Below are 24,686 nucleotides of genomic sequence, written 5' to 3' on the forward strand. Positions count from 1 at the left end.
CGTCGATGGCTTTAGAAAGCCAGGCCGACCTTGACGCCGTATTCGTTGCGCTTGAGGCGGGTGTTGTCGGCGACGTCCGAATCCTGGTCCAGCTTGTATTCGGTGCGGGTGTAGTAGACACCGGCCATGACTGGCATCGCGGCGTTCTGGTTCATCAGGAAGCTGACTTCGGCGTAAGGGTTGGTGCGGTCCTTGAGGTCCACGTTGTCGCTGCCCAGGCCATCGACCTTGATGTGGGTCTTGGCGTTGAAGGCGCGGCGTGCCCCCAATTCCACTCGCAGGGTGCCGTTGTCGAACTGGTGGTTGTAGCCCACTGCTGCCTTGGCGAACGGCGACTTGTTGGTCAGGTGCAGGTCGAAGTCGTCGGTCTCGGGCTCGTAGCGGGTCCAGCTGTAACCGCCGCCCACCAGCACGTCGACAAAATTGCGCGCATCCAGGGCGGCGCGCCAGCCCAGGTCCAGGTCGGCTTGCCCTTCCTTGAGCTTGTTATCGTCGCTTTTGCCGAACTTGGCTTCGACACCTGCCTGGTAGACCCACCCGGCTTCACCGGTCAGCTTGTTGCCGAAGGTGTAGAACACCCCGGCCTCGGGCAGGTGGTAGTCCTGCCTGTCGCCCCCGTCGTCGAGCTTGAAGTCGTTGTAACTGCCCATGATGCCCAGGGTAGAAATGGGGCCGGTGGCCGGTGCCGCCATGACGCAAACCGGCAGCGCGGCCAGGACAACGGCGGAGGATTTCACCAGCAGGCGTGCGAGTAACCTTGACATTGCTTTTCAATCTCCATTTAGAAGGCAAATCATTTACCAACGCCTTCGAACAGCAGGACTTTGAAAAGGTTCAGGTTTTCTTGCCACCCTGTGCACCACCCCACAGTTTTACGCCGTTGGGACGGCCTTCAGTGTTGCACCGTACAATGCGCCACCCGCTCTGCCAGGAATTCCGGAAACCCACATGGACGTCTCAAGAACCCAACTGATCCTGCGCCGCGGCGTTGCCTTTGTGCTCGACCACGTGGTGGTGGTACTGGTGTATTTAATCCTGTCCCTGGGCCTTCACGGGCTGCTGGCGCTGCCATCGGTCAGCGCAATGCTCGAGCTTGAGCAACAGCGGTGGCGGGAACCCTATCTGCATTCGATCCTGTTCATGGTGATCGGGCCCTTGTGCTTCGTGGCCTGGGAGTACTTGTTCAAGGGGCGGACACCCGGCAAGTACGCCTTGGGCCTGGTGGTGATCAATGGCGCGGGTGGCGCGCCGACGCTGATCCAGGTGCTGATCAGGGGCGCGACCCGCTACCCGGAAGCAGCCTTGCTGTTTATCCCCTTTCTGGCCTGCACGGAATCACGCCGCTGCCAGCGAATAGGCGATATGCTCGCCCGCACCTACGTGATCCCGCGCAAGGACCTGCAGCAGATGCGTAGCGAAATGCCCGAACAGCCAACGACCCAGCCTTGAACCATCAAGGCTGCCCGTGCCCCTCAAGGAGCCCTGATGCCCGCCCACGCACCCCATCACCAACTGGCCCTGGACCGCTTCCTCGCCGCCCGCCCCGATCTGCGCGAATCGCTGGACAAGCTCAACCCGCTGGAGGCCCAGGTCAAGGGCGAAACCCCGGAGCAGTACCGCGACGAACGTCTGCACGAAGCCTTCGAGGCCGAAGCCGAACGCCTGGGGCTGTTTGCCTGGGAACTGAGCTTGCAATTGACGGCCGCCAGCGCTGAAGATTTCCAGGCCCAGCGCCTGGAAGTGCACAAGGAAGTGGCGGAAATGGCTGGCATGGACTGGGCAGAATACTGCCAGTTGCACGGCCTGGACTTCGTACGCTAGGCACCGTTCACCCGCTAGGACCACCGCCCATGAGTGCTCGCTGATGCTGCCACTGCCCCCCAAACCCCGTACCCACCCAGGGTTGCTGCATACCCAGAAATGGCGTGGTCGGATCGGCCTTGGCCTGGTGGCCAGCCTGTCGGTGCTGGCGGGCATGACCGACGCCATCGGCTTTATGGCCACCGGTGATTTCGTCTCCTTTATGAGCGGCAACACCACGCGCATGGCGGTGGCCATCAGCGACGGCGACTTCAGCCTGACCCTGCGCCTGCTGCTGTGCATCGCCACCTTTATTCTCGGCAACGCCCTGGGCATCGTCGTCAGTCGCCTCGGCGGCCGCCGCGCCCTGCCCCTGCTGCTGTGCACCGCCACCCTGCTGTGCGCGGCGGCAGCCTGGCCGTTTACCAGCCAACTGCCGGCGCTGCTGGTGGCGATTATTGCCATGGGCATGCTCAACGCGGCGGTGGAACAGGTGAACGGCCTGCCCGTGGGCCTGACCTACGTCACCGGCGCCCTGTCTCGCTTCGGCCGCGGGCTGGGGCGCTGGATGCTCGGTGAGCGGCGCAGTGGCTGGCGGGTGCAACTGGTGCCGTGGACCGGGATGCTGGTCGGAGCAGTGATCGGCGCACTGCTGGAACACCAGATGGGCATCCGCGCGCTGTGGGTCAGCGGCGCGTTGTCGGCGCTGCTGGGGCTGGCGTCGCTGAAGATTCCCCACCGTTGGCAACTGGGTTACATGCCGCGCTGAATCGGGCTTCGCCGGGCCGCGCAGAAAGCTTTATCATTGCGCCAGATTTGCTGACCGAGTCCGTCATGAAGTTCGCCATCGCCCTGTTCTCCGCCGCGCACACGCCCTCCTCGCGCCGCGCCCTGCTGTTCGCCCAGGCGGCCCTGGCCGGCGGGCATGAGATTGTCCGGCTGTTTTTTTATCAGGACGGCGTGCACAGCGCCGCCAACACCGTCGTCACGCCCCAGGATGAGCAGGACCTGCCCCGGCAATGGCGCGACTTCGTCAGCCAGCACCAGCTCGATGGCGTGGTGTGCATCGCTGCCGCGTTGCGCCGTGGCGTATTGAATGCCGAAGAGGCCCAGCGCTATCAGCGCTCGGCGGTGAATATCGAAGCCCCCTGGGAATTATCCGGCCTGGGCCAGTTGCACGATGCGGTGCAAGCGGCCGATCGCCTGATCTGCTTTGGAGGGCCTTGAAATGCCCAAGTCCCTATTGATTGTCAGCCGCCAGGCCCCTTGGTCCGGCCCCGGCGCCCGGGAAGCGCTGGACATCGTCCTCGCCGGCGGCGCCTTCGACCTGCCCATCGGCGTACTGTTTCTCGACGACGGCGTGCTGCAACTGGCGCCGGGGCAAAAGGCCCTGGCCCTGCAGCAGAAAGACCTGAGCGCCAACCTGCAGGCCTTGTCGCTGTTTGGCGTCGAGGAATTGTTTGCCTGCGCCAGCAGCATGGCGCAACGGGGCCTGGACCCGGCAGCGCTGAACCTGGATGAGGTGCAGGTGCTCGGCAACGCCGAACTGCAGGCCCTTATCGACCGTTACGACCAAGTGATGACCCTCTGATGTCGACTTTGCATGTGCTGTCCCATTCGCCCTTCACCGACACTCGCCTGAGCAGTTGCCTGCGCCTGCTGGGCAGCCAGGACGCCCTGCTGCTGTGCGGCGATGCGGTGTATGCCCTGCAACCGGGGACTGCCGCCTGGGCCGAGCTTGCTGGGCGTGAAGCCCTGGCCCTGTTCGTGCTGGAGGAAGACCTGCAGGCCCGGGGCATCGAGCTACCGAGCGGGGCCAAGGCCATCGACTACCCGGCGTACGTCGAGCTGACCCTGGCCCATGACAAGGTCAACACCTGGCTATGAACGCACTGATTGTGGGCGAACGCGCCATCGAACTGGACAAGGACGGTTACCTGGTGGACCTGGGGGATTGGTCCCATGAAGCGGCCGAGGCCCTGGCCGCGGCTGAAGCGCTGGACCTGACGCCCGAACATTGGGAAATTCTCGAGTTGCTGCGCGGCTTCTACCAAGAGTTTCAGTTGTCGCCGGCCACCCGGCCCCTGATCAAGTACACCGCCCTCAAGCTGGGCCCGGACAAGGGCAACAGCCTGCACCTGAACCGCCTGTTCAAAGGCACTCCCGCCAAACTTGCCGCCAAGCTGGCGGGCCTGCCGAAACCGACCAATTGCCTATGAACGACTTCACCCCGCTGATCACCGAAACCCCGGCCGAGCACCCCTTCGCCCAGTTCGTTCGCATCCTCGGCAAGGGCAAGCGCGGCGCCCGCAGCCTGACCCGGGAAGAAGCCCGAGAGGCGATGGGCATGCTGCTGGACGAAAAAGTCGAGGACACCCAACTCGGCGCTTTCCTTATGTTGTTGCGGCATAAGGAAGAAAGCCCGGAGGAACTGGCCGGTTTCACCGAAGCCTTGCGCGAGCGTCTGCACGCCCCGGCGATTGCCCTGGACCTGGACTGGCCAACCTACGCCGGCAAGAAACGCCACCTGCCCTGGTACCTGCTGGCGGCCAAATGCCTGGCGCAAAACGGCGTACGCATCCTGCTGCACGGCGGCGGCGCCCACACCGCCGGGCGTTTGTACACCGAGCAACTGTTGGAACCCCTGGGGATTCCCTTGTGCCACAACTGGGCTTCGGTGAGCCAGGCCCTGGATCAGGGCAACCTGGCCTTTATTCCCCTCGGAGCCTGGGCCCCGCAGTTGCAGCGCATGATCGACCTGCGCAACACCTTGGGCCTGCGTTCGCCGATTCACTCCCTGGCGCGAATTCTCAACCCGCTGGGCGCGCGCTGCGGTCTGCAGAGTATTTTCCACCCCGGCTACCAGGGCGTGCACCGCGATGCCAGCGGCCTGCTGGGGGACAACGTGATCGTGATCAAAGGCGACGGCGGCGAAATCGAAATCAACCCGGACAGCCTCAGCCATCTGTACGGCAGCACCGGCGGCGTCAGTTGGGATGAAGAGTGGCCGGCCCTGTCGGCGCAGCGCCATGTGAAGCCAGCCAGCCTCGACCCAGCCCAACTGATTGCGGTCTGGCGTGGCGAGGTGGTGGACAGCTACCCGCAACTGGCGCTGATCGCCACCATGGCCCTGGCCTTGCGCGGCTTGGGCACGCCCCGGGAGCAGGCGTTCGAGTTGGCCCAGCAATATTGGGACGGCCGAGACCAATCAATTTAATCGATCATAAAGCCCCAGGCTTTGCGCTTTTTGTTCGAACTCATCGGAATAGACTGCACTCCAACGCAAAATAGCTGAGGAGTTTTCCCATGGGTCTGCTGATCGAAGGGCGCTGGCATGACCAGTGGTATGAAAGCAAAGACGGCTCGTTCCAACGTGAGCAAGCACAGCGCCGCCACTGGGTCACCGCCGACGGCGCGCCAGGGCCCAGCGGCACTGGCGGCTTTGCAGCCGAAGCCGGTCGTTACCACCTCTACGTCTCCCTGGCCTGCCCCTGGGCCCATCGCACCCTGATCCTGCGCAAGCTCAAAGGCCTTGAAGGCCTGATCGACGTGTCCGTGGTCAGCTGGCTGATGCTGGAAAACGGCTGGACCTTCGATCGCGACTTCGGCTCCAGCGGCGATGCCCTCGACCACCTGAACTTTATGCACCAGCGCTACACCGCCGATACCGCCGACTACACCGGCCGCGTCACCGTGCCAGTGCTCTGGGACAAACAGCAGCAACGGATTGTCAGCAACGAATCGGCGGAGATCATCCGCATGTTCAACAGCGCCTTCGACGGCCTGACCGGCAATACCCTGGACTTCTACCCGCCAGCCTTGCGCAGCCAGATCGACGCCCTCAACGAGCGCATCTACCCGGCCGTCAACAATGGTGTGTACCGCGCCGGTTTCGCCACGTCACAGCAGGCCTATGAAACGGCGTTTGACGATGTGTTCGCAGAGCTGGATTGGCTGGAGCAGCGCCTGGGGGAAAACCGCTACCTGGCGGGCGACTACCTGACTGAAGCGGATATCCGCCTGTTCACCACCCTGATTCGGTTCGACGCGGTGTATTACAGCCACTTCAAGTGCAACCTGAGGCGCATTGCCGACTACCCGAACCTGTCGAACTGGCTGCGGGAGCTGTACCAATGGCCGGGAATCGCCGAGACCGTGGACTTCACCCATATCAAGGGGCACTACTACGCCAGCCATCGCACCATCAACCCCACCGGGATTGTGCCGAAGGGGCCGCAGCAGGATTTCAACGCAGCCCATGACCGGCAGAGCTTGAGTGGCCGAGGGGTGTGGCAGGGGAAATAAGGACGCTTTCGCCAGCGAGCCGGCACCTACACAGATCGTGTGGGGGCAGGCTTGCCGGCGAAGCTTTCAGACGCTGGACTGGGCGCCTTCGAACCAGGCGAGCTTCTCGCGAAGCTGCACCACTTCACCGACGATCACCAGGGTCGGCGCATGCACTTCATGCTCCGCCACCAATTGCGGCAGGTTCGCCAGGGTGCCAGTGAACACCCGCTGATTGGCGGTGGTGCCTTGCTGGATCAGGGCCGCCGGGGTATCGGCCGAGCGACCGTGCTGGATCAACGACTCACAGATGGTCGGCAAGCCCACCAACCCCATGTAGAACACCAGGGTTTGCGAAGGCGCGACCAGGTCGCTCCACGGCAGGTTGGTGCTGCCATCCTTGAGGTGGCCGGTGACAAAACGCACGGACTGGGCGTAATCCCGGTGGGTCAACGGAATGCCGGCATACGCCGAACAGCCGCTGGCCGCGGTAATGCCCGGCACCACCTGGAAGGGAATGCCTTGGGCCGCCAGTTCTTCGATCTCTTCCCCGCCTCGCCCAAAGATAAACGGATCGCCGCCCTTGAGGCGCACCACCCGCTTGCCTTGCTTGGCCAGGGTCACCAATTGCTGGTTGATCTGGTCCTGGGGCACGGCGTGGTCGGCGCGACGCTTGCCGACGTAGACCCGCTCGGCATCGCGGCGGCACAGTTCAAGAATCGCCGGTGCGACCAAACGGTCGTACAACACCACGTCCGCTTGCTGCATCAGGCGCAAGGCGCGGAAGGTCAGCAGGTCCGGATCACCCGGGCCCGCCCCCACCAGATAAACCTCGCCCGGTGCGTGGGACGCCTTGCCTTCGATCTTGGCGATCAGCAGGCGCTCGGCCTCGGAACCCTGACCGGCCAGTTGGCGGTCGGCAATCGGCCCCTGGAACACATCCTCCCAAAACGCCCGGCGCTGCTGGACATCCGGGAACAGCCCTTTGACCTGCGCCCGAAAACGCGCGGCCAAACCGGCCAGTTGGCCGTAGGTGGACGGAATCCAGGTTTCCAGCTTGGCCCGGATCAGGCGCGCCAGCACCGGCGCATCGCCGCCACTGGAGACCGCAATGACCAGCGGTGAGCGGTCGACAATGGCTGGGAAGATCACGCTGCACAGGGCGGGCGCGTCCACCACATTGACCGGCACGCAACGCCGATGGGCATCGGCGGACACTTGAGCATTGAGCGGCTCATCGTCGGTGGCGGCGATGATCAGGGTGCAGCCGTCCAGGTCCGACTCAAGATAGCCGCGCAGCAGGGATTCGCCGCCACTGGCGACGATCAGTTCCTGCAATTGCACTTCGATCTCGGGCGCAACGACCCGCAGTTGCGCACCGGCGTCGGCCAGCAGGCGGGATTTGCGCAAGGCAATCTCCCCCCCACCGACCACCAACACACGGCTGCCGCGGAGGTTGTGAAACAGCGGCAGAAATTCCATTTAGCCGATGACCTCGATGCCGCCCATGTATGGCTTGAGCACGTCCGGCACACGGATCGAACCGTCGGCCTGCTGGTAGTTTTCCAGCACCGCGACCAGGGTCCGGCCTACGGCCAGGCCGGAGCCGTTGAGGGTGTGGACCAATTCCGGCTTACCGGTTTCCGGGTTGCGGAAACGCGCTTGCATACGACGGGCCTGGAAGTCGCCGCAGTTGGAGCACGAAGAGATTTCGCGGTATTTGTCCTGGCTTGGCACCCAGACTTCGAGGTCGTAGGTCTTGACCGCACTGAAGCCCATGTCGCCGGTGCACAGTGCCAGCACGCGATACGGCAGTTGCAGCAGTTGCAGGACTTTCTCGGCGTTGGCCGTCAGGCCTTCCAAGGCTTCCATGGAGGTCGAAGGCTCGACCACCTGGACCATCTCGACCTTGTCGAACTGGTGCTGGCGGATCATGCCGCGGGTGTCGCGACCCGACGCACCGGCTTCACTGCGGAAGCACGGGGTGTGAGCAACGAACTTCAACGGCAGTTGCTTCGGATCGAGGATCTCGCCCGAGACAATGTTGGTCAGCGACACTTCGGCGGTTGGGATCAGGTACAGATCGGCTTCGCCTTCGCGCGTGATCTTGAACAGGTCTTCTTCGAACTTCGGCAGCTGGCTGGTGCCCACCAGCGCCGGGGCCTGGACCAGGTAAGGCGTGTAGGCCTCTTCGTAGCCGTGCTCGCTGGTGTGCAAGTTGATCATGAACTGCGCCAGGGCGCGGTGCAGACGGGCGATCGGCCCGCGCAGCAGGGCGAAACGGGCGCCGGACAGCTTGGCGGCGGTTTCAAAGTCCAGCCAGCCAAACTTCTCGCCCAGGGCGACGTGGTCCTGGATCGGGAAATCGAAGGCGGTCGGGGTGCCCCAACGGCGCACTTCGACGTTGCCGTCTTCGTCAGCGCCCACGGGCACCGATTCGTGAGGCAGGTTGGGAATGCCGAAGAGGATCGAATCCAGGTCGGACTGGATGCTTTCCAGCTCGGCCTTGCCGGAAGTCAGCTCGTTGCCCATGCGCTCGACATCAGCCATCAGCGGCGCGATGTCTTCGCCGCGCTGCTTGGCCTGACCGATGGATTTGGAGCGCGCGTTACGTTCAGCCTGCAGTTGTTCGGTGCGGGTCTGCACGGTCTTGCGCTGTTCTTCCAGCGCTTCGATGCGTGCCACATCCAGGACAAAGCCACGGGATGCCAGGCGATCCGCTACGTCCTGAAGGTTGCTACGTAACAGTTTGGAATCGAGCATGTCGGTCTCTCGTTTATCAAAGTTTGGTCAAGGTCAGGCCGGCCCAGGTCGCGAGCAGCCCGCCGAATACACTGATGGCCGCATAGCCCAGGGCCAGCGGCACCTGCCCGCTTTCCAGCAGACGCAGGGTATCCAGGGAAAAGGATGAAAAAGTCGTCAGGCCGCCGAGGAAGCCCACCATCAACCCGGCACGCACCTCGATGGGCACTTCCGGGCGCAGCAAAAACAGGCCGTACAACACACCGATCAGCAAGCAGCCGACGATATTAACGGCCAGCGTCGCGGTATAGAAGTGCCGCGGCCAATTGGCGCTGATCCAATTGCCGGTGGCAAAGCGCAACAGGGTGCCGGCGACGCCGCCCGCCGAGACGGCGAGAATCAATGGAATCACGGTTTTCTCCGCTGGCGGGGGCTTGAGCGATCCAGGGCGGCGAGGTGGTTGAGCTTTTCACCGATCTTCAATTCCAGGCCACGGGGCACCGGCTGGTAGAAAGGTTGCGGCTCAAGTTCTTCGGGAAAATAGTCTTCACCGGCGGCGTAGGCATCCGGCTCATCGTGGGCGTAGCGGTATTCGTCGCCATAGCCCAACTGCTTCATCAGCTTGGTCGGGGCATTGCGCAGGTGCAGCGGCACTTCCAGGGAACCATGCTCGGCGGCGCTGCGCATGGCGGCCTTGAAGCCCATGTACACGGCGTTGCTTTTCGGCGCACAGGCCAGGTAGGTGATGGCCTGGGCCACCGCCAGCTCGCCTTCCGGGCTGCCGAGGCGCTCCTGCACATCCCAGGCTGCAAGGCACAGGCTCAGGGCACGAGGGTCGGCGTTGCCGATGTCTTCGCTGGCCATGCGCACCACGCGCCGGGCCAGGTACAGCGGGTCGCAGCCGCCATCGAGCATGCGTGCGAACCAGTACAGGGCGCCGTCAGGGTTGGAGCCGCGAACCGATTTGTGCAATGCGGAAATCTGGTCGTAGAAGGCTTCACCGCCCTTGTCGAAACGCCGACGGGTGTCGCCCAACAAGCTTTGCAGCAGGTCGACGCCCATCTCGCTGCCGTCTTCGGCCAGGTCCGAGGCGTTTTCCAGCAGGTTGAGCAGGCGCCGGCCATCGCCATCCGCCGCCGACAGCAGCATCTGGAAGCCTTCGTCGCTGAGGCTCAACTGGCGCTGACCCAGGCCACGCTCTTCGGTAAGCGCGCGCTGCACCAGGGTCTTGAGCGCCGCCTCGTCGAGGCTCTTGAGCACATAGACCCGCGCCCGGGAGAGCAACGCGTTGTTCAGCTCGAAAGACGGGTTCTCGGTGGTGGCGCCGATAAAGATCAGGGTGCCGTCTTCCACATACGGCAGGAAGGCATCTTGCTGGGACTTGTTGAAGCGGTGCACTTCATCGACGAAAAGGATAGTCCGACGGCCGTATTGACCGGCCTGCTGCTTGGCGATTTCCACCGCCTGACGGATTTCCTTGACCCCGGCCAGCACCGCCGAAACCGTTTCGAAGTGCGCATCCGAGACTTCCGCCAGCAGCCGTGCCAGGGTGGTCTTGCCCACCCCGGGCGGGCCCCAGAAGATCATCGAATGCAGGGCGCCCTGCTCCAGGGCTTCGCGCAAAGGCTTGCCCCGGGCCAACAGGTGCTGCTGACCGACGTACTCGTCCAAGTTGACCGCACGCAAGCGGGCGGCCAGGGGTTGAGCGATCGGGGCACTACGAAACAGGTCCATGGCGTACCTTTGCAACCTCGTGTGTTTCGGCTGGTTACTCTTGAATCACGTCGGCACCCTTGGGGATGTCGAACTTGAACTTGGACGCCGGGATCGGCTCGTTGGCCTTGACCCCGGTGAACAGGATGTTGGTGCGTTGGCCGACGCTGTCGATCAACTGCATGTCGTTGACCATGCCATTGCGGAACGACAGGCGCAGGCTGTCGAACAGGGTGTCCTTGGTCTTCGGCTTGAGGGTGAAGTCGATCACGCCGCCGGCTTCCTTGGCGCTGATGTCGAAGCTTTCGCTGATTTTCGACACGTCACCGGACAGCAGCAAGGCCGGGGTCTGGGTCAGACGCTGGTCGAGCTTCTTGATGGTCACTTGTTCCAGGTCCGGGTCCCACAGAGAGACTTTCTGACCATCGGACACCATCAGTTGCTCTTGCGGCGCGTCGGTGTGCCAGTAGAACAGGCCAGGGCGCTGCAGGGACATTTCACCGGCAGTTTCCTGCAACTGGGTGCCGCTGCCATCGAGGGTCAGCTGGGAGAAGCGCGCCGTCAGGGTCTGGGATTTTTCCAGCAATTGGGTCAGACGCGCCACGTCCTTCGGATCGGCGTGGGCCGACAAGGTGGTAATGGCCAGTACCGGCAGCAGCAACATGCGGATAAGACGCATGGGAGTCCTCATCAATGTCGTGGGAATACAGGCGGCGCGTCATTGCGCCACCCGGGTCGTCTCTGTGATCAGTCGCGGGAGGGGCCAGGGGCCAGGACTTCCCGGGAACCGTTGGTGTTCATGGCGGTGACCACACCCGCCATTTCCATGGCTTCGATCATGCGTGCGGCACGGTTGTAGCCAATTTTCAGCTTGCGTTGCACCGCCGAAATGGAGGCCCGGCGGCTTTCCAGGACGAACTGCACGGCTTCGTCGTAGAGCGCGTCGGTCTCGGCATCATCGCCGTCACCGCCGCCGCTGCCACCGTCAAAACCGCTGCCCGCCTCTTCGACACCGTTGAGGATGTCGTCGTTGTATTCCGGGGCGCCCCGCAGTTTCCAGGCTTCCACCACACGGTGCACTTCGTCGTCGGAAACAAACGCACCGTGGACTCGAATCGGCAAGCTGGTGCCCGGTGGCATGTAAAGCATGTCACCGTGGCCCAGCAGTTGCTCGGCGCCACCCTGGTCGATGATGGTCCGCGAGTCGATCTTGCTGGATACCTGGAACGCCATGCGGGTCGGGATGTTGGCCTTGATCAGACCGGTGATCACGTCCACCGAAGGGCGCTGGGTCGCGAGGATCAAGTGGATACCAGCGGCACGGGCCTTCTGGGCGATACGGGCAATCAGTTCTTCAACCTTCTTGCCGACGATCATCATCATGTCGGCGAATTCGTCCACCACCACCACGATGGTCGGCAGCTTGGTCAGCAGCGGCGCTTCATCGTGGATGCTCTCGCGGTTGTACAGTGGGTCGGTGAGCGGCGTGCCGGCCTCCTCGGCCTCCTTGACCTTGTGGTTGAAGCCGGACAGGTTACGCACGCCCATCTTCGCCATCAGCTTATAGCGCCGCTCCATCTCGGCCACGCTCCAGCGCAGGGCATTGGCGGCGTCTTTCATGTCGGTCACCACCGGGCACAGCAGGTGCGGGATGCCTTCGTAGATCGACAGCTCAAGCATTTTCGGGTCGATCATGATCAGCTTGGCGTCATCCGGCCCGGACTTGAACAGGATCGACAGGATCATCGCGTTGACCCCCACCGACTTACCGGAACCGGTGGTACCGGCCACCAGCAGGTGCGGCATCTTCGCCAGGTCGTGATCACCGGCCGGCCACCGATGTCGTGGCCCAGGGCCAGAGTGACCGGCGACTTGAAGTTATCGTACTCAGGCGTCGACAACACTTCGGAGAAGCGCACGATCTGCCGGTCTTCGTTGGGAATCTCGATGCCCACGGTGGTCTTGCCGGGAATTACTTCCACCACGCGCACGCTGGTCACGGCCAGGGAGCGGGCCAAGTCCTTGGCCAGGTTGGCGATACGACTGACCTTCACGCCGGCGGCCGGCTGGATCTCGTAACGGGTAATCACCGGGCCGGGGTGGATCGAGTCCACGGACACTTCGACGCCGAATTCCTTGAGCTTGATTTCCAACAAGTGGCCAACGGCCGCCAAGGATTCGGGGGAGTAATTCAGTTGTTTCTTTTCTGCCGGGTCGAGGATCGAAATCGGCGGCAAGGTGCCTTCTACCGCGCTGTCGATAAACAGCGGCACTTGCTTCTCTTTCTGCACACGCTTGCTCGGCTCCGGCGCTTTCGGCGGCGCAGGGGCAATCACCGGCGGCACCTGCTTCTCGCGCTCGGACATGTGCTTGCTCAGGGCCTGCTCGCGCTCGATCAAGCGCTCCTTGACCTTGGCCTGCTCGCGCTTGTCGGTCACGGTCGGGGCCACCACTTCGTCGACCCGGGCATCCACTTCGCGCAATTGCGCCACCAGTTGTTTACGTTCGACGCGAGCGGCCCACCAACGGTTGGCGGCGCCCTGGAACAGTTCAAACAGGTCGAGGGTGATCTTGCCGGTGATGTCCATCACCTTGAACCACGACAGGTCCGTGAACACCGTCAGGCCGAACAGGAACAGGGCAATGAACATCAGGGTGCTGCCCTGGATGTTCAGGGCATTTTTTGCCAGGTCGCCCAGGCTCTCGCCCAAGGCACCGCCGGCGCCGGCCGGCAAACCGGTGGCCGCGTGAAAATGAATGTGCGCCAGCGCCGCGCCCGACAGCACCAGGAACACCAGGCCGATCAGGCGCCAGGAGAACAGCCAGCCGCTCCACTGCCAAGGCTCGTGGCGCTGGCGGAAAATCTGATAAGTCTTGATCGCCAGCAACAGTGGAAAGATATAGGCGAAATAACCCAACACCATAAACAGGATATCGGCGCTGTAAGAACCGGCAGGGCCGCCGAAGTTCTGTACATCTTCAATCTTGCTGTTATGGCTCCAGCCCGGATCGTCCTTGCCATAGGTCAACAATGCCATCATCAAGAACAGGCACAGGGCTCCAATGGCAATCAGCGCACCTTCCTTGAGTCGGTAGTGCAATTGCTGACGCCAGGCGGGAACTACTGTTTTAGGTGCTGCGGTGGATTTCTTCAAAACGCGTCTTTTCCTGCGCCAGGGGCGCGTCCAACTGTTGATTGACTACAAAATACTGCTCAAGCCGAGCAGGTAAATAAAGTTGACCGGCATAACTGGGGCTACTTTTAACACTCTGCCCCTTGATCCTGAAATAGTGCAATTCTGAATATGCTGGATACATATCTGGATTGTACGGATCCGTCCTGGCCATGCCACGCCGTGATATCACGCGGACAGCATCGCCAAAGGCTGGTTACGCAGTCCGCAATTTGAGCATGCATTCTCTTTTGTGACAAAGGCTTATGAGGTGTTTTTATGAACCAAACGAAGCATTCTCGCGTGATTATCCTGGGCTCCGGCCCTGCCGGTTACAGCGCCGCCGTGTATGCCGCCCGCGCCAACCTCAAACCGACGGTGATCACCGGCTTGCAGGCCGGCGGCCAGTTGACCACCACCACCGAAGTCGATAACTGGCCGGGGGATGTGGAAGGCCTGACCGGCCCGGCGCTGATGGAGCGTATGCAAAAGCATGCCGAGCGCTTCGACACCGAGATCGTCTACGACCACATCCATACCGCGGAGTTGCAGCAGCGGCCGTTTATCCTCAAGGGTGACAGCGGCGTCTACAGCTGCGACGCGCTGATCATCGCCACGGGCGCTTCAGCCCAGTACCTGGGCCTGCCGTCCGAAGAGGCGTTTGCCGGCAAGGGCGTCTCGGCCTGCGCCACCTGCGACGGCTTCTTTTATCGCAACCAAGTGGTCGCAGTGGTCGGCGGCGGCAACACCGCCGTGGAGGAAGCCCTGTACCTGTCGAACATCGCCAAGGAAGTGCACCTGGTGCATCGCCGCGACAAACTGCGCTCGGAGAAAATCCTCCAGGACAAACTCTTCGAAAAGGCCGCCAACGGCAATATCCGCCTGCACTGGAACCAGAACCTGGACGAAGTGCTGGGGGATGCCAGCGGCGTAACCGGCGCGCGCCTGCGTGACAGCCTCAGCGGCGAAACCCGGGAGCTGGCGCTGGCCGGCGTGTTTATCGCCATCGGCCACAAACCCAACACCGAGCTGTTCCAGGGCCAACTGGAGATGCGCGACGGCTACCTGCTGGTCAAGGGTGGCAGTGAGGGCAATGCCACCGCCACTGGGATCGAGGGGGTGTTTGCGGCGGGCGATGTGGCTGACCACGTCTATCGCCAGGCCATTACTTCAGCGGGTGCCGGTTGCATGGCGGCCCTGGACGCAGAGAAATTCCTCGACGACCACTGACCCGCCGTCCTACGCTAGCGGCGGGCTGCGAATGCCCGCCACTGCCCTCCCCTTCCGCAAGTCTGAATACCATGCTGACCTGGTTACAACGCAACACCCTGGATTTTCCACCTCTGGAAAAAGCCCTGCGCGACCCCAACGGCTTGCTGGCCGCCGGTGGCGACCTGTCCGCCGATCGCCTGATCCAGGCGTATCGCCACGGCTGCTTCCCCTGGTTCTCCGAAGGCCAGCCGATTCTCTGGTGGTCGCCGGACCCGCGCACGGTCCTGTTTCCAGACGAGCTGCACGTCTCTCGCAGCCTCGGCAAGTTGCTGCGCCAAGAACGCTACCAAGTCACCTTCGACCAGGATTTTGCCGCCGTCATTCACGCCTGCGCGCAACCCCGGGCCTACGCCGACGGCACTTGGATCACCGAGGCCATGCAGCAGGCCTACCTGCAACTGCATCAACGCGGCTACGCCCATTCGGTGGAAGTCTGGGACCAGGGCCAATTGGTCGGAGGCCTTTATGGCTTGGCGATGGGCCAGCTGTTTTTCGGCGAATCGATGTTCAGCCGTGCCGACAACGCCTCCAAGGTCGGCTTTGCCACCCTGGTCAAGCATTTGCGGGATTGGGGCTTTGCCTTGATCGATTGCCAGATGCCCACCGAGCACCTGCACAGCCTCGGTGCCCGCGCCATTGCCCGCGAGGAATTCGCCGGCTACCTGAAACGCCACCTGGATCAGCCCAGCCGCGCCATATGGGTTTCCTGAGCGGTTTTCACAGCGGTGGCTTACACTTAATTCAACGCTTATTCCGAGGGTTGCCTCATGACCGAGTTGGCGCGCTTGAAGTTTTATGCCACTCAACCCCACTCCTGCAGCTACCTGCCCGACGAACAGGCGACGACCCTGTTCCTCGACCCCAGCCAGCCCATGGATGTGCACGTCTATGCAGACCTGTCGGAAATGGGATTTCGTCGCAGTGGCGATCATCTTTATCGGCCTCACTGCCAAAACTGCAACGCGTGCGTCCCAGCACGCATTCCGGTGGCGCAGTTCCTGCCCAACCGACAGCAGAAACGTATTCTCAAGCGTAATGCCGACCTGACGGTGGCACCGGTCAAGCCAGTATTCAGCGAAGAGTATTTCGACCTCTATCAACGCTATATCGAACAGCGCCATGCCGATGGCGACATGTTCCCCCCGAGTCGCGATCAGTTTTCGACTTTTCTGGTGCGCGACCTGCCGTTTTCCCGTTTCTATGAGTTTCGCCTGGAAGGTCGCCTACTGGCGGTGGCCGTGACCGACCAACTGCCCAACGGGCTCTCTGCGGTCTACACCTTCTATGAACCCGACGAAGAGCGTCGCAGCCTTGGGCGTTATGCCATCTTGTGGCAAATCGGCGAAACCTTGCGAATGGGCCTGGACGCGGTGTACCTCGGCTATTGGATCAAGAACTGCAAAAAAATGAATTACAAAACCCAATATCGCCCCATAGAGCTGCTGATTAATCAACGCTGGGTGATCCTCAACTAGAAGGTCTTGGCTTAAACCCCATTTTTCGGGCACAATGCACGCCGCTTTTGCCTGGCGCAGTTGCACCGGGCCATTCATTGGACACCGAGGGCTTTACTGCATGTCGAAAGAAGACAGCTTCGAAATGGAAGGCACTGTCGTCGACACCCTGCCCAACACCATGTTTCGTGTGGAGTTGGAAAATGGGCACGTCGTAACCGCGCATATCTCCGGCAAGATGCGCAAGAACTACATTCGTATTCTTACCGGTGACAAAGTGCGCGTCGAGCTGACGCCCTATGACTTGAGCAAAGGGCGCATCACTTACCGCGCCCGCTAAGCAAGTCAATACAAGACGCCCGGTTATGCCGGGCGTTTTTGTGTGCGTCGAAAAAACCCACGGGCCAGATAGCACAAAGGCACCTTGCGGTGCCTTTGGCTGTGTTGCTTCAAATGGCTATCAGGCCATTTCCGCCGTGGTTTCGAAGTCGAAGGTCAGCTCGCCGTCCTTGATGTCGATGTGAACCACACCGCCATGGTCGGCCAACTCGCCAAACAGAATCTCCTCCGCCAGCGGACGCTTGATCTTGTCTTGAATCAAGCGAGCCATCGGCCGCGCACCCATTGCCGCGTCGTAACCGCCTTGCGCCAACCAGCTGCGAGCAGCATCGGTGACTTCCAACTGCACGCGCTTGTCTTCCAGCTGCGCCTGCAGTTCGGTAAGGAACTTGTCCACCACGCTTTTGATGACCTCATGGCTGAGGCGACCAAACTGGATAATGGTGTCCAGACGGTTGCGGAACTCCGGCGTGAAGCTCTTCTTGATCACTTCCATTGCATCGGAAGAGTGATCCTGATGAGTGAAGCCAATGGAAGCCCGGGCAGCCGTTTCGGCGCCGGCGTTGGTGGTCATGATGACGATGACGTTGCGGAAGTCCGCCTTGCGCCCATTGTTATCGGTCAGGGTACCGTGGTCCATCACCTGCAACAGCAGGTTGAAGACTTCCGGATGGGCCTTCTCGATTTCATCGAGCAGCAACACGCAATGCGGCTGCTTGGTGATGGCCTCCGTCAACAGACCGCCCTGGTCGAAACCGACATAGCCGGGAGGGGCACCGATCAAACGGGAAACTGTATGGCGCTCCATGTACTCGGACATGTCGAAACGCACCAACTCGATCCCCAGCGCCTTGGCCAGTTGCCGCGCCGCTTCGGTCTTGCCGACACCGGTTGGACCGGCGAACAGGAAGGAACCGACCGGTTTGTCCGGCGACTTGAGCCCGGCACGGGACAGCTTGATCGCTGTGGACAGCGAATCGATCGCCGCGTCCTGGCCAAACACCGTCAACTTCAGGTCACGCTCGAGGTTACGCAGCAATTCCTTGTCGGAACTGGTGACGTGCTTTGGGGGAATCCGGGCGATTTTCGCCACGATGTCTTCCACCTGAGCCACTTCGATGCGCTTCACACGCTTCTCGGCCGGCTGCAGACGCTGATAGGCGCCCGCCTCGTCGATAACGTCGATGGCCTTGTCCGGCATATGCCGATCATTGATGTAGCGCGAGGCCAGTTCCGCTGCGGCGCGAAGGGCTTCATCGCTGTACTCGATGCCGTGATGCGCTTCAAAGCGCCCCTTAAGGCCCCGCAGGATGCCGATGGTGTCTTCCACCGAAGGCTCGGACACATCGACCTTCTGGAAGCGCCGAGCCAAGGCCCGATCCTTCTCGAAGATGCCGCGGAATTCCTGGAAGGTGGTCGAGCCGATGCAACGGATATCACCCGAAGACAGCAACGGCTTGAGCAGATTCGAGGCGTCCATCACCCCACCGGATGCCGCACCGGCACCGATAATGGTGTGGATTTCGTCGATGAACAGAATTGCCTGAGGACGTTTTTTCAGCTCGCCGAGCAACGCTTTGAAGCGCTTCTCGAAGTCACCGCGGTATTTGGTCCCCGCCAGCAACGCGCCGAGGTCCAGGGAGTAGACCACGCTGTTGACCAGCAGATCAGGCACCTGGTTATCGACAATGCGCTTGGCCAGGCCTTCGGCGATGGCGGTTTTACCGACGCCCGCCTCACCCACCAGCAGCGGGTTGTTCTTGCGTCGACGGGCAAGAATCTGCGCAACGCGCTCAACTTCCAGCTCACGCCCTACCAACGGATCGATACGACCCTGGCGCGCGAGCTCATTGAGGTTGCTGGCATAAGCGTCCAGAGGATTACTCGAAGAAGAAGACTCACCACCCTCTTCATCCTGCATCTCTTGTTCACCTTCAGAATGATCGCCATGCCCCGGCACCTTGGAGATGCCATGGGCGATGTAGTTGACCACGTCGATACGGGCAACGCTCTGCTGTTTCAGCAGGAACACCGCCTGACTCTCTTGCTCACTGAAAATGGCTACCAGCACATTGGCGCCAGTCACTTCCCGCTTGCCCGAGCTCTGCACATGAAAGACAGCACGTTGCAGTACACGCTGGAAACCCAGGGTTGGCTGAGTTTCACGGTCCTCGTCATGGACAGGGATCAGTGGCGTGGTGGAGTCGATGAACTCCTGCAGATCGTGCTTGAGTTTGTCGAGGTTTGCTCCGCAGGCACGTAGAACAGTGGCGGCGGCCTCATTATCCAAAAGAGCCAACAAAAGGTGCTCGACGGTCATGAACTCATGACGTTTCGAACGGGCCTCCTTGAAGGCGAGATTTAGGGTGACTTCGAGCTCGCGGTTTAACATAGCTTCACCTCATACCCAAGTGGTCGGCGTTAACCGTCCTTCTCGATTTCACAGAGTAGCGGATGCTGGCTTTCCCTGGCGTACTGATTGACCTGCATGGCCTTGGTCTCGGCGATGTCGCGGGTAAACAATCCACATACTGCACGTCCTTCTGTATGGACGGCCAGCATGACCTTGGTTGCCAGCTCGCGATTCAGGTTAAAAAACATCTCGAGCACTTCGACGACGAAATCCATCGGCGTGTAGTCATCGTTGAATAAAACCACCTTGTACATCGGCGGCGCCTGTAACGCAGGCTTAGCTTCCTGTACAGCCAAGCCAGCGGAATCGTCGTCGTGCAAGTCCGGGCGATCCTGATTGAATGTTAGTCGAATCTGGCTGATTGCATGCATGGAAAGAAAGGTTCGTTAGTTGAGCAAATACAGTGGTGGGGGCGCCCTGGGAGGATTTCAACTCCGACCGCCGGGTCACCTTGACTATCGGCAAAACGGTGTTACAACCAATAGAGCCCACATTGGGTAATAAAGGTCCACAGCGTCAACCTTATTTATCGGGTTTGGCTGCGGATGAACTGGATGATACTCCAGTGATGGAGTCTGTTGCAGAGGGATATGAGTATGGCAAGCGGCAAGGTCAAGTGGTTCAACAATGCCAAGGGCTACGGTTTCATTAATGAGGAAGGCAAGAGCGATGACCTCTTCGCCCACTACTCGGCCATCGAAATGGATGGTTATAAAACCCTGAAAGCCGGCCAGGCCGTGAGCTTCGAGATCATCCAAGGCCCCAAAGGCTTGCACGCCGTAAAAATCAGCGCCCTGGTGGTTCCCGGCGACATCGCTGCCACCGACACTCAGGCAGAAAGCGTTCTCAGCTGATTTTTTTCCACATCCAGTCATAAAAAACCGGCCGACTCAAGGGATTGAGTGGCGGTTTCATTTCAGCGTGGGTCAGCTCACATGTGCGAGATCAAAGCATCACCGAATGCGGACGACGACAGCAGCGTCGCACCATCCATCAGGCGCTCGAAGTCATAGGTCACGGTCTTGGCCGAGATAGCGCCGTTCGTGCCCTTGATGATCAGGTCAGCGGCTTCGATCCACCCCATGTGCCGCAGCATCATTTCCGCAGAGAGAATCAGCGAGCCCGGGTTCACCTGGTCTTTGCCCGCGTATTTCGGCGCGGTGCCGTGGGTGGCCTCGAACATGGCCACGGTGTCGGACAGGTTGGCACCTGGTGCGATACCAATGCCCCCCACTTCCGCCGCCAGGGCGTCGGACAGGTAGTCACCGTTGAGGTTGAGAGTCGCGATCACATCGTATTCGGCCGGGCGCAGCAGGATCTGCTGGAGCATGGCGTCGGCGATGGCGTCCTTGACGATAACATTCTTGCCGGTTTTCGGGTTCTTGAACTGCATCCACGGGCCGCCGTCGAGCAGGGTCGCCCCGAACTCCTCGGCCGCCACTTCATAGGCCCACTCTTTGAAGGCACCTTCGGTGAACTTCATGATGTTGCCTTTGTGCACGATGGTCAGCGAGTCACGGTCGTTATCCACGACATACTGCAACGCCTTGCGCGCCAGACGCTTGGTGCCCTGCAGGGAAACCGGCTTGACGCCGATGCCGCAGTTTTCGTCGAAACGAATCTTGGTGACGCCCATTTCTTCTTTAAGGAACTTGATGACCTTGGTGGCTTCTGCCGAACCGGCCTTCCACTCGATGCCGGCGTAAATATCTTCAGAGTTTTCACGGAAGATGGTCATGTCGACGTCGCCAGGCTTCTTCACCGGGCTGGGCACGCCTTCGAACCAGCGCACCGGGCGCAGGCACACATACAGGTCCAGCTGTTGACGCAACGCCACGTTCAAGGAGCGAATGCCGCCACCCACCGGCGTGGTCAGCGGGCCTTTGATGGAAACCACGTAATCCTTGACTGCGTCCAGGGTTTCCTGAGGCAGCCAGGTGTCCTGATCGTACACTTGAGTCGCTTTTTCCCCGGCATACACTTCCATCCAGGAAATCTTGCGCTCGCCCCCGTAGGCTTTCTTAACAGCAGCATCGACGACCTTGATCATGACCGGGCTGATATCGACGCCAATGCCATCGCCTTCGATGAACGGGATAATCGGGTTGTTAGGAACATTGAGAGAATGGTCTGCGTTGACGGTGATTTTGTCGCCGACGGCTGGAACCTGAATCTTCTTGTATCCCATGCTGAACTCCGTTGTGTGGGTTGAACATCTGGCTGCGTTCGAGCGTAACCCAGTTGAATCTGCACGGGAACCTCAGGATCCCGTCATATGCGCTGAAAGCCGCACCAATCCTGGCCTACAAGCCTGAATGCAAAGGGAAAAGCGCCAAATTCAAGCATCCGCCGCGACTCTACGCCCCTGCCCCGCCTGCGACCTTTAGACCAATGGACGACTTCGCTTGCTTATGAAGCATCGGCGTTTTGCTAGCTACCTATGTATAATGCCGCCGCTGACCACAGAGTCACGACGGCTGACCTGTCTATTACGAGACTTTCCGCCCGAAAAAGCCGGGTTGTTATCGCAGCCCACCCGCTTGACGCTCGACTGATGCACCCAACATCACCGCGAAGAAATCTCGACATTCGGCTCATGGATGACCTTTGAACGAACGCGCTTACCCGGCGCACCTCGAGTTTCTGCGCACGCTATAGCAAAGAAGAGAGTTAATCCGAATATGCCCACCCGCTCGAAGATCATCTATACCTTCACCGACGAAGCTCCCGCCCTCGCCACCTATTCGCTGCTGCCTATCGTAGAGGCCTTCACCGCTTCCGCTGATATCGCCGTGGAAACCCGGGACATATCTTTGGCTGGCCGTATCCTCGCCAGCTTCCCCGAGCAGCTGGGCGCCAAAGCGGTGCCGGACCACCTCGCCGAACTGGGCGAACTGGCCGTCACTCCGGAAGCCAACATCATCAAGCTGCCTAACATCAGTGCCTCGACTCCGCAGCTGCAAGCCGCGATCAAGGAACTGCAGGCCCAGGGCTACGCCCTGCCGGACTACCCGGAAACCGTAACCACCGACGCGGAAAAAGAAACCCGTGCACGTTACGACAAGGTCAAGGGCAGCGCCGTGAACCCGGTCCTGCGTGAAGGCAACTCCGACCGTCGCGCTCCGCTGTCGGTGAAGAACTACGCACGCAAGCACCCGCACAAAATGGGCGCCTGGGCCAAAGACTCCAAGTCCCACATTGCTCACATGAGCAACGGCGACTTCTACGGCAGCGAAAAAGCCGCCCTGATCGAAGCCGCGGACAGCGTTAAAATCGAGCTGATCGCTCAAGACGGCACCGCCACCGTCCTGAAAGAAAAGACCACCGTGCAAGCCGGTGAGATCCTCGATTGCGCCGTGATGAGCAAAAAGGCCCTGCGCGCCTTCATCGCTGCCGAAATCGACGACGCCAAAAAACAAGGCGTACTGCTGTCGGTGCACTTGAAAGCCACCATGATGAAGGTCTCCGACCCGATCATGTTCGGCCAGATCGTTGCCGAGTTCTATCAAGACGCCCTGACCAAGCACGCTGACGTGCTCAAGGAAATCGGCTTCAACCTGAACAACGGCATTGGCGATCTGTACGCCCGTATCAAGGCCCTGCCGGCTGAACAGCAGGCGCAGATCGAAGCGGACATCCAGGCTGTTTACGCAGCCCGCCCATCCCTGGCGATGGTCAACTCCGACAAAGGCATCACCAACCTGCACGTGCCGAGCGACGTTATCGTCGACGCCTCGATGCCGGCCATGATCCGTGACTCCGGCAAGATGTGGGGCACCGATGGCCAGCTGCACGACACCAAGGCGGTGATCCCGGACCGCTGCTACGCCACCATCTACCAGGCGGTGATCGAAGACTGCAAAGCCAATGGCGCTTTCGACCCGACCACCATGGGCAGCGTGCCAAACGTTGGCCTGATGGCGAAAAAAGCCGAAGAGTACGGTTCCCACGACAAGACGTTCCAGATCAAGGCTGACGGCGTGGTCCGCGTCACCGACGGCAAGGGCAACCTGCTGCTGGAACAGAACGTCGAAGCCGGCGACATCTTCCGCATGTGCCAGACCAAAGACGCGCCGATCCAGGACTGGGTCAAACTGGCCGTCAACCGTGCTCGCGCCAGCAACACCCCAGCGATCTTCTGGCTGGACCCAATGCGCGCCCACGACGGTGTGATGATCGAGAAAGTTCAGGCTTACCTGAAGGATCACGACACCGCTGGCCTGGACATCCGCGTCATGTCCCCGGTTGAAGCCATGAACTTCACCCTGGCCCGCACCCGCGAAGGCAAGGACACCATCTCGGTGACCGGCAACGTGCTGCGTGACTACCTGACCGACCTGTTCCCGATCATGGAACTGGGCACCAGCGCCAAGATGCTGTCCATCGTGCCGCTGATGAACGGCGGTGGCCTGTTCGAAACCGGCGCCGGCGGTTCGGCGCCGAAACACGTACAACAGCTGCTGGAAGAAAACTTCCTGCGCTGGGACTCCCTGGGTGAGTTCCTGGCCCTGGCCGCTTCCCTGGAGCACCTGGGTCACACCTACAACAACCCGAAAGCCTTGGTTCTGGCCAAGACTCTGGACCAGGCCACTGGCCAGTTCCTCGACAACAACAAGTCGCCTTCGCGCAAAGTCGGCAACATCGACAACCGCGGCAGCCACTTCTACCTGGCGCTGTACTGGGCACAAGCCCTGGCAGCCCAGACCGAGGACACTGCCCTGCAAGCGCAGTTCAGCGCCCTGGCCAAGACCCTGACCGAGAACGAAGCAACCATCGTTGCCGAGCTCAACGCCGTTCAAGGCAAGCCTGTGGACATCGGCGGCTACTACAGCGCCAAGCCTGAACTGGTGAGCAAGGCCATGCGCCCGAGCGCTACCCTCAACGCAGCCATCGCTGCGCTGGTGTAAGCAGGCCCGCCCTACACAAACCCCGGCCATGTGCCGGGGTTTGTGCTTCTAGACACCGCCGGAGCTGGCTTGCCGGTGAAAAAAGCGGCGCTCGCTTCGCCGGCAAGCCGGCTCCTGCACTTAATAAAGGAATGCCTTTATGGAATGGCAACCCCATATCACCGTCGCCACCGTCGTCGAAGACCAGGGTCGCTTCCTGTTCGTCGAGGAGTATCAGGGCGAACAGGCTGTGCTCAACCAACCCGCGGGGCACCTGGATGCCGATGAGAGCCTGCTGCAGGCCGCCATCCGCGAAACCCTGGAAGAAACCGGCTGGGACGTGGAGTTGACCGGCGTTGTCGGCATCTACCTCTACACGGCACCCAGCAACGGCGTGACCTACCAACGCGTGTGCTTTGCCGCCAAGCCCCTGCGCCACCACCCCGACTATCAGTTGGACCACGGCATCATCGGCCCACGCTGGCTGAGCCGTGACGAGCTGCTGGCACAGCGCGCCAACTGGCGCAGCGAGCTGATCCTGCAATGCCTGGACGACTACCTCGACGGCCAATTGCACAGCCTGGCGCTGATCCGCCCGTCGCTTTAACCG

General features: G+C 61.1%; 25 protein-coding genes and 1 pseudogene. 16 read left to right on the forward strand and 10 right to left on the reverse strand.

All coding sequences use genetic code 11. The features are described from left to right. Nucleotides 1-11: 11 nt before the first annotated feature. A complete protein-coding gene (locus M1B34_RS16450; RefSeq protein ID WP_268263610.1) occupies nucleotides 12-764 on the reverse strand; it encodes an outer membrane beta-barrel protein in 753 nt (250 codons plus the stop codon). 184 nt (nucleotides 765-948) lie between these two features. On the opposite strand from M1B34_RS16450, the gene M1B34_RS16455 reads away from it, so the two are divergent. The 9 genes from M1B34_RS16455 to M1B34_RS16495 all read left to right on the forward strand — a co-directional run bounded on the left by M1B34_RS16455 (nucleotide 949) and on the right by M1B34_RS16495 (nucleotide 6,105). Further along, nucleotides 949-1,449: an RDD family protein gene (locus M1B34_RS16455; protein WP_268265660.1), complete on the forward strand. Its 501-nt coding sequence runs from the start codon at nucleotides 949-951 to the stop codon at nucleotides 1,447-1,449. 36 nt (nucleotides 1,450-1,485) lie between these two features. Further along, complete coding sequence (locus M1B34_RS16460; RefSeq protein ID WP_268265661.1) at nucleotides 1,486-1,821, forward strand: DUF6388 family protein; 336 nt, start codon at nucleotides 1,486-1,488, stop codon at nucleotides 1,819-1,821. 43 nt (nucleotides 1,822-1,864) lie between these two features. Beyond that, nucleotides 1,865-2,569 (forward strand): YoaK family protein, encoded by a 705-nt coding sequence (locus M1B34_RS16465; protein ID WP_123335583.1) that lies wholly within the window; start codon nucleotides 1,865-1,867, stop codon nucleotides 2,567-2,569. A gap of 65 nt (nucleotides 2,570-2,634) precedes the next feature. Continuing rightward, nucleotides 2,635-3,027, forward strand: coding sequence for a sulfurtransferase complex subunit TusD (gene tusD, locus M1B34_RS16470; protein ID WP_123336095.1), 393 nt, complete (start codon nucleotides 2,635-2,637; stop codon nucleotides 3,025-3,027). Between the two features lies 1 nt (nucleotide 3,028). After that, nucleotides 3,029-3,391 (forward strand): sulfurtransferase complex subunit TusC, encoded by a 363-nt coding sequence (gene tusC / locus M1B34_RS16475; protein WP_123335581.1) that lies wholly within the window; start codon nucleotides 3,029-3,031, stop codon nucleotides 3,389-3,391. Further along, nucleotides 3,391-3,687, forward strand: coding sequence for a sulfurtransferase complex subunit TusB (gene tusB / locus M1B34_RS16480; RefSeq protein WP_123335579.1), 297 nt, complete (start codon nucleotides 3,391-3,393; stop codon nucleotides 3,685-3,687). The genes tusC and tusB overlap by 1 nt, the downstream gene beginning before the upstream one ends. Further along, nucleotides 3,684-4,019: a TusE/DsrC/DsvC family sulfur relay protein gene (locus M1B34_RS16485; protein WP_268265662.1), complete on the forward strand. Its 336-nt coding sequence runs from the start codon at nucleotides 3,684-3,686 to the stop codon at nucleotides 4,017-4,019. The genes tusB and M1B34_RS16485 overlap by 4 nt, the downstream gene beginning before the upstream one ends. After that, nucleotides 4,016-5,017, forward strand: a complete 1,002-nt coding sequence (locus M1B34_RS16490; protein ID WP_123335563.1) for a glycosyl transferase family protein — start codon at nucleotides 4,016-4,018, stop codon at nucleotides 5,015-5,017. The genes M1B34_RS16485 and M1B34_RS16490 overlap by 4 nt, the downstream gene beginning before the upstream one ends. Before the next feature lie 89 nt (nucleotides 5,018-5,106). Beyond that, nucleotides 5,107-6,105 carry a glutathione S-transferase family protein gene (locus tag M1B34_RS16495; RefSeq protein ID WP_268265663.1) on the forward strand — a complete coding sequence of 333 codons (999 nt, stop codon included), beginning with the start codon at nucleotides 5,107-5,109 and terminating at the stop codon, nucleotides 6,103-6,105. Nucleotides 6,106-6,171: 66 nt separating this feature from the next. Here the strand turns inward: M1B34_RS16495 and cysG are convergent, their stop codons facing one another. The 6 genes and pseudogenes from cysG to ftsK form a co-directional block, all read right to left on the reverse strand. Then, nucleotides 6,172-7,566 carry a siroheme synthase CysG gene (cysG, locus tag M1B34_RS16500; RefSeq protein ID WP_268265664.1) on the reverse strand — a complete coding sequence of 465 codons (1,395 nt, stop codon included), beginning with the start codon at nucleotides 7,564-7,566 and terminating at the stop codon, nucleotides 6,172-6,174. Next, nucleotides 7,567-8,847, reverse strand: a complete 1,281-nt coding sequence (gene serS / locus M1B34_RS16505) for a serine--tRNA ligase (protein WP_123335557.1) — start codon at nucleotides 8,845-8,847, stop codon at nucleotides 7,567-7,569. Nucleotides 8,848-8,863: 16 nt separating this feature from the next. After that, complete coding sequence (gene crcB, locus M1B34_RS16510; RefSeq protein ID WP_123335555.1) at nucleotides 8,864-9,238, reverse strand: fluoride efflux transporter CrcB; 375 nt, start codon at nucleotides 9,236-9,238, stop codon at nucleotides 8,864-8,866. Next, complete coding sequence (locus M1B34_RS16515) at nucleotides 9,235-10,560, reverse strand: replication-associated recombination protein A (RefSeq protein WP_123335553.1); 1,326 nt, start codon at nucleotides 10,558-10,560, stop codon at nucleotides 9,235-9,237. The genes crcB and M1B34_RS16515 overlap by 4 nt, the downstream gene beginning before the upstream one ends. Before the next feature lie 34 nt (nucleotides 10,561-10,594). After that, nucleotides 10,595-11,218 carry an outer membrane lipoprotein periplasmic chaperone LolA gene (lolA, locus tag M1B34_RS16520; protein WP_123335551.1) on the reverse strand — a complete coding sequence of 208 codons (624 nt, stop codon included), beginning with the start codon at nucleotides 11,216-11,218 and terminating at the stop codon, nucleotides 10,595-10,597. Between the two features lie 68 nt (nucleotides 11,219-11,286). After that, nucleotides 11,287-13,694, reverse strand: a pseudogene (gene ftsK, locus M1B34_RS16525) (DNA translocase FtsK). A 297-nt stretch (nucleotides 13,695-13,991) separates the two neighbouring features. Between ftsK and trxB the strand changes: the two are divergent. From trxB to infA, 4 genes are all read left to right on the forward strand, one after another. After that, nucleotides 13,992-14,942 (forward strand): thioredoxin-disulfide reductase, encoded by a 951-nt coding sequence (trxB, locus tag M1B34_RS16530; RefSeq protein WP_268263416.1) that lies wholly within the window; start codon nucleotides 13,992-13,994, stop codon nucleotides 14,940-14,942. Nucleotides 14,943-15,013: 71 nt separating this feature from the next. Next, on the forward strand, nucleotides 15,014-15,694 hold the full coding sequence (gene aat / locus M1B34_RS16535) for a leucyl/phenylalanyl-tRNA--protein transferase (RefSeq protein WP_123335545.1): 681 nt from the start codon (nucleotides 15,014-15,016) through the stop codon (nucleotides 15,692-15,694). A 57-nt stretch (nucleotides 15,695-15,751) separates the two neighbouring features. Continuing rightward, nucleotides 15,752-16,459, forward strand: coding sequence for an arginyltransferase (locus tag M1B34_RS16540; RefSeq protein ID WP_123335543.1), 708 nt, complete (start codon nucleotides 15,752-15,754; stop codon nucleotides 16,457-16,459). A gap of 100 nt (nucleotides 16,460-16,559) precedes the next feature. Next, entirely contained in the window at nucleotides 16,560-16,778 is a 219-nt protein-coding gene (gene infA / locus M1B34_RS16545; protein WP_002553999.1) for a translation initiation factor IF-1, read from the forward strand. A 120-nt stretch (nucleotides 16,779-16,898) separates the two neighbouring features. Here infA and clpA read toward each other — a convergent pair whose 3' ends face one another. Next, entirely contained in the window at nucleotides 16,899-19,169 is a 2,271-nt protein-coding gene (gene clpA, locus M1B34_RS16550) for an ATP-dependent Clp protease ATP-binding subunit ClpA (protein ID WP_123335541.1), read from the reverse strand. A gap of 29 nt (nucleotides 19,170-19,198) precedes the next feature. Next, entirely contained in the window at nucleotides 19,199-19,561 is a 363-nt protein-coding gene (clpS, locus tag M1B34_RS16555; RefSeq protein ID WP_011062173.1) for an ATP-dependent Clp protease adapter ClpS, read from the reverse strand. 225 nt (nucleotides 19,562-19,786) lie between these two features. On the opposite strand from clpS, the gene cspD reads away from it, so the two are divergent. After that, a complete protein-coding gene (gene cspD, locus M1B34_RS16560) occupies nucleotides 19,787-20,044 on the forward strand; it encodes a cold shock domain-containing protein CspD (protein WP_123335539.1) in 258 nt (85 codons plus the stop codon). 77 nt (nucleotides 20,045-20,121) lie between these two features. Here the strand turns inward: cspD and icd are convergent, their stop codons facing one another. Beyond that, entirely contained in the window at nucleotides 20,122-21,378 is a 1,257-nt protein-coding gene (icd, locus tag M1B34_RS16565; RefSeq protein ID WP_268265665.1) for an NADP-dependent isocitrate dehydrogenase, read from the reverse strand. 493 nt (nucleotides 21,379-21,871) lie between these two features. Between icd and M1B34_RS16570 the strand changes: the two genes are divergently transcribed. Beyond that, the gene (locus M1B34_RS16570; protein ID WP_268265666.1) at nucleotides 21,872-24,097 is read left to right on the forward strand and encodes an NADP-dependent isocitrate dehydrogenase; all 2,226 of its coding nucleotides are present in this window, start codon (nucleotides 21,872-21,874) and stop codon (nucleotides 24,095-24,097) included. A 139-nt stretch (nucleotides 24,098-24,236) separates the two neighbouring features. Next, entirely contained in the window at nucleotides 24,237-24,683 is a 447-nt protein-coding gene (locus tag M1B34_RS16575) for an NUDIX hydrolase (RefSeq protein ID WP_123335535.1), read from the forward strand. Nucleotides 24,684-24,686: the final 3 nt, after the last annotated feature.

The organism is Pseudomonas morbosilactucae (assembly GCF_023241715.1).
Lineage (GTDB): Bacteria > Pseudomonadota > Gammaproteobacteria > Pseudomonadales > Pseudomonadaceae > Aquipseudomonas > Aquipseudomonas morbosilactucae.

Excerpts from the sequence above, each read along its gene's own strand:
- M1B34_RS16575 (WP_123335535.1), top strand. The coding sequence starts at position 24,237 with ATGGAATGGCAACCCCATATCACCGTCGCCACCGTCGTCGAAGACCAG.
- M1B34_RS16460 (WP_268265661.1), top strand. The coding sequence starts at position 1,486 with ATGCCCGCCCACGCACCCCATCACCAACTGGCCCTGGACCGCTTCCTC.
- clpA (WP_123335541.1), bottom strand. The coding sequence starts at position 19,169 with ATGTTAAACCGCGAGCTCGAAGTCACCCTAAATCTCGCCTTCAAGGAG.
- M1B34_RS16485 (WP_268265662.1), top strand. The coding sequence starts at position 3,684 with ATGAACGCACTGATTGTGGGCGAACGCGCCATCGAACTGGACAAGGAC.
- M1B34_RS16455 (WP_268265660.1), top strand. The coding sequence starts at position 949 with ATGGACGTCTCAAGAACCCAACTGATCCTGCGCCGCGGCGTTGCCTTT.
- M1B34_RS16490 (WP_123335563.1), top strand. The coding sequence starts at position 4,016 with ATGAACGACTTCACCCCGCTGATCACCGAAACCCCGGCCGAGCACCCC.
- icd (WP_268265665.1), bottom strand. The coding sequence starts at position 21,378 with ATGGGATACAAGAAGATTCAGGTTCCAGCCGTCGGCGACAAAATCACC.
- M1B34_RS16570 (WP_268265666.1), top strand. The coding sequence starts at position 21,872 with ATGCCCACCCGCTCGAAGATCATCTATACCTTCACCGACGAAGCTCCC.
- tusD (WP_123336095.1), top strand. The coding sequence starts at position 2,635 with ATGAAGTTCGCCATCGCCCTGTTCTCCGCCGCGCACACGCCCTCCTCG.
- cspD (WP_123335539.1), top strand. The coding sequence starts at position 19,787 with ATGGCAAGCGGCAAGGTCAAGTGGTTCAACAATGCCAAGGGCTACGGT.
- trxB (WP_268263416.1), top strand. The coding sequence starts at position 13,992 with ATGAACCAAACGAAGCATTCTCGCGTGATTATCCTGGGCTCCGGCCCT.
- M1B34_RS16540 (WP_123335543.1), top strand. The coding sequence starts at position 15,752 with ATGACCGAGTTGGCGCGCTTGAAGTTTTATGCCACTCAACCCCACTCC.
- tusB (WP_123335579.1), top strand. The coding sequence starts at position 3,391 with ATGTCGACTTTGCATGTGCTGTCCCATTCGCCCTTCACCGACACTCGC.
- M1B34_RS16495 (WP_268265663.1), top strand. The coding sequence starts at position 5,107 with ATGGGTCTGCTGATCGAAGGGCGCTGGCATGACCAGTGGTATGAAAGC.
- clpS (WP_011062173.1), bottom strand. The coding sequence starts at position 19,561 with ATGCATGCAATCAGCCAGATTCGACTAACATTCAATCAGGATCGCCCG.
- M1B34_RS16515 (WP_123335553.1), bottom strand. The coding sequence starts at position 10,560 with ATGGACCTGTTTCGTAGTGCCCCGATCGCTCAACCCCTGGCCGCCCGC.
- M1B34_RS16450 (WP_268263610.1), bottom strand. The coding sequence starts at position 764 with ATGTCAAGGTTACTCGCACGCCTGCTGGTGAAATCCTCCGCCGTTGTC.
- aat (WP_123335545.1), top strand. The coding sequence starts at position 15,014 with ATGCTGACCTGGTTACAACGCAACACCCTGGATTTTCCACCTCTGGAA.
- tusC (WP_123335581.1), top strand. The coding sequence starts at position 3,029 with ATGCCCAAGTCCCTATTGATTGTCAGCCGCCAGGCCCCTTGGTCCGGC.
- lolA (WP_123335551.1), bottom strand. The coding sequence starts at position 11,218 with ATGCGTCTTATCCGCATGTTGCTGCTGCCGGTACTGGCCATTACCACC.
- cysG (WP_268265664.1), bottom strand. The coding sequence starts at position 7,566 with ATGGAATTTCTGCCGCTGTTTCACAACCTCCGCGGCAGCCGTGTGTTG.
- serS (WP_123335557.1), bottom strand. The coding sequence starts at position 8,847 with ATGCTCGATTCCAAACTGTTACGTAGCAACCTTCAGGACGTAGCGGAT.
- M1B34_RS16465 (WP_123335583.1), top strand. The coding sequence starts at position 1,865 with ATGCTGCCACTGCCCCCCAAACCCCGTACCCACCCAGGGTTGCTGCAT.
- infA (WP_002553999.1), top strand. The coding sequence starts at position 16,560 with ATGTCGAAAGAAGACAGCTTCGAAATGGAAGGCACTGTCGTCGACACC.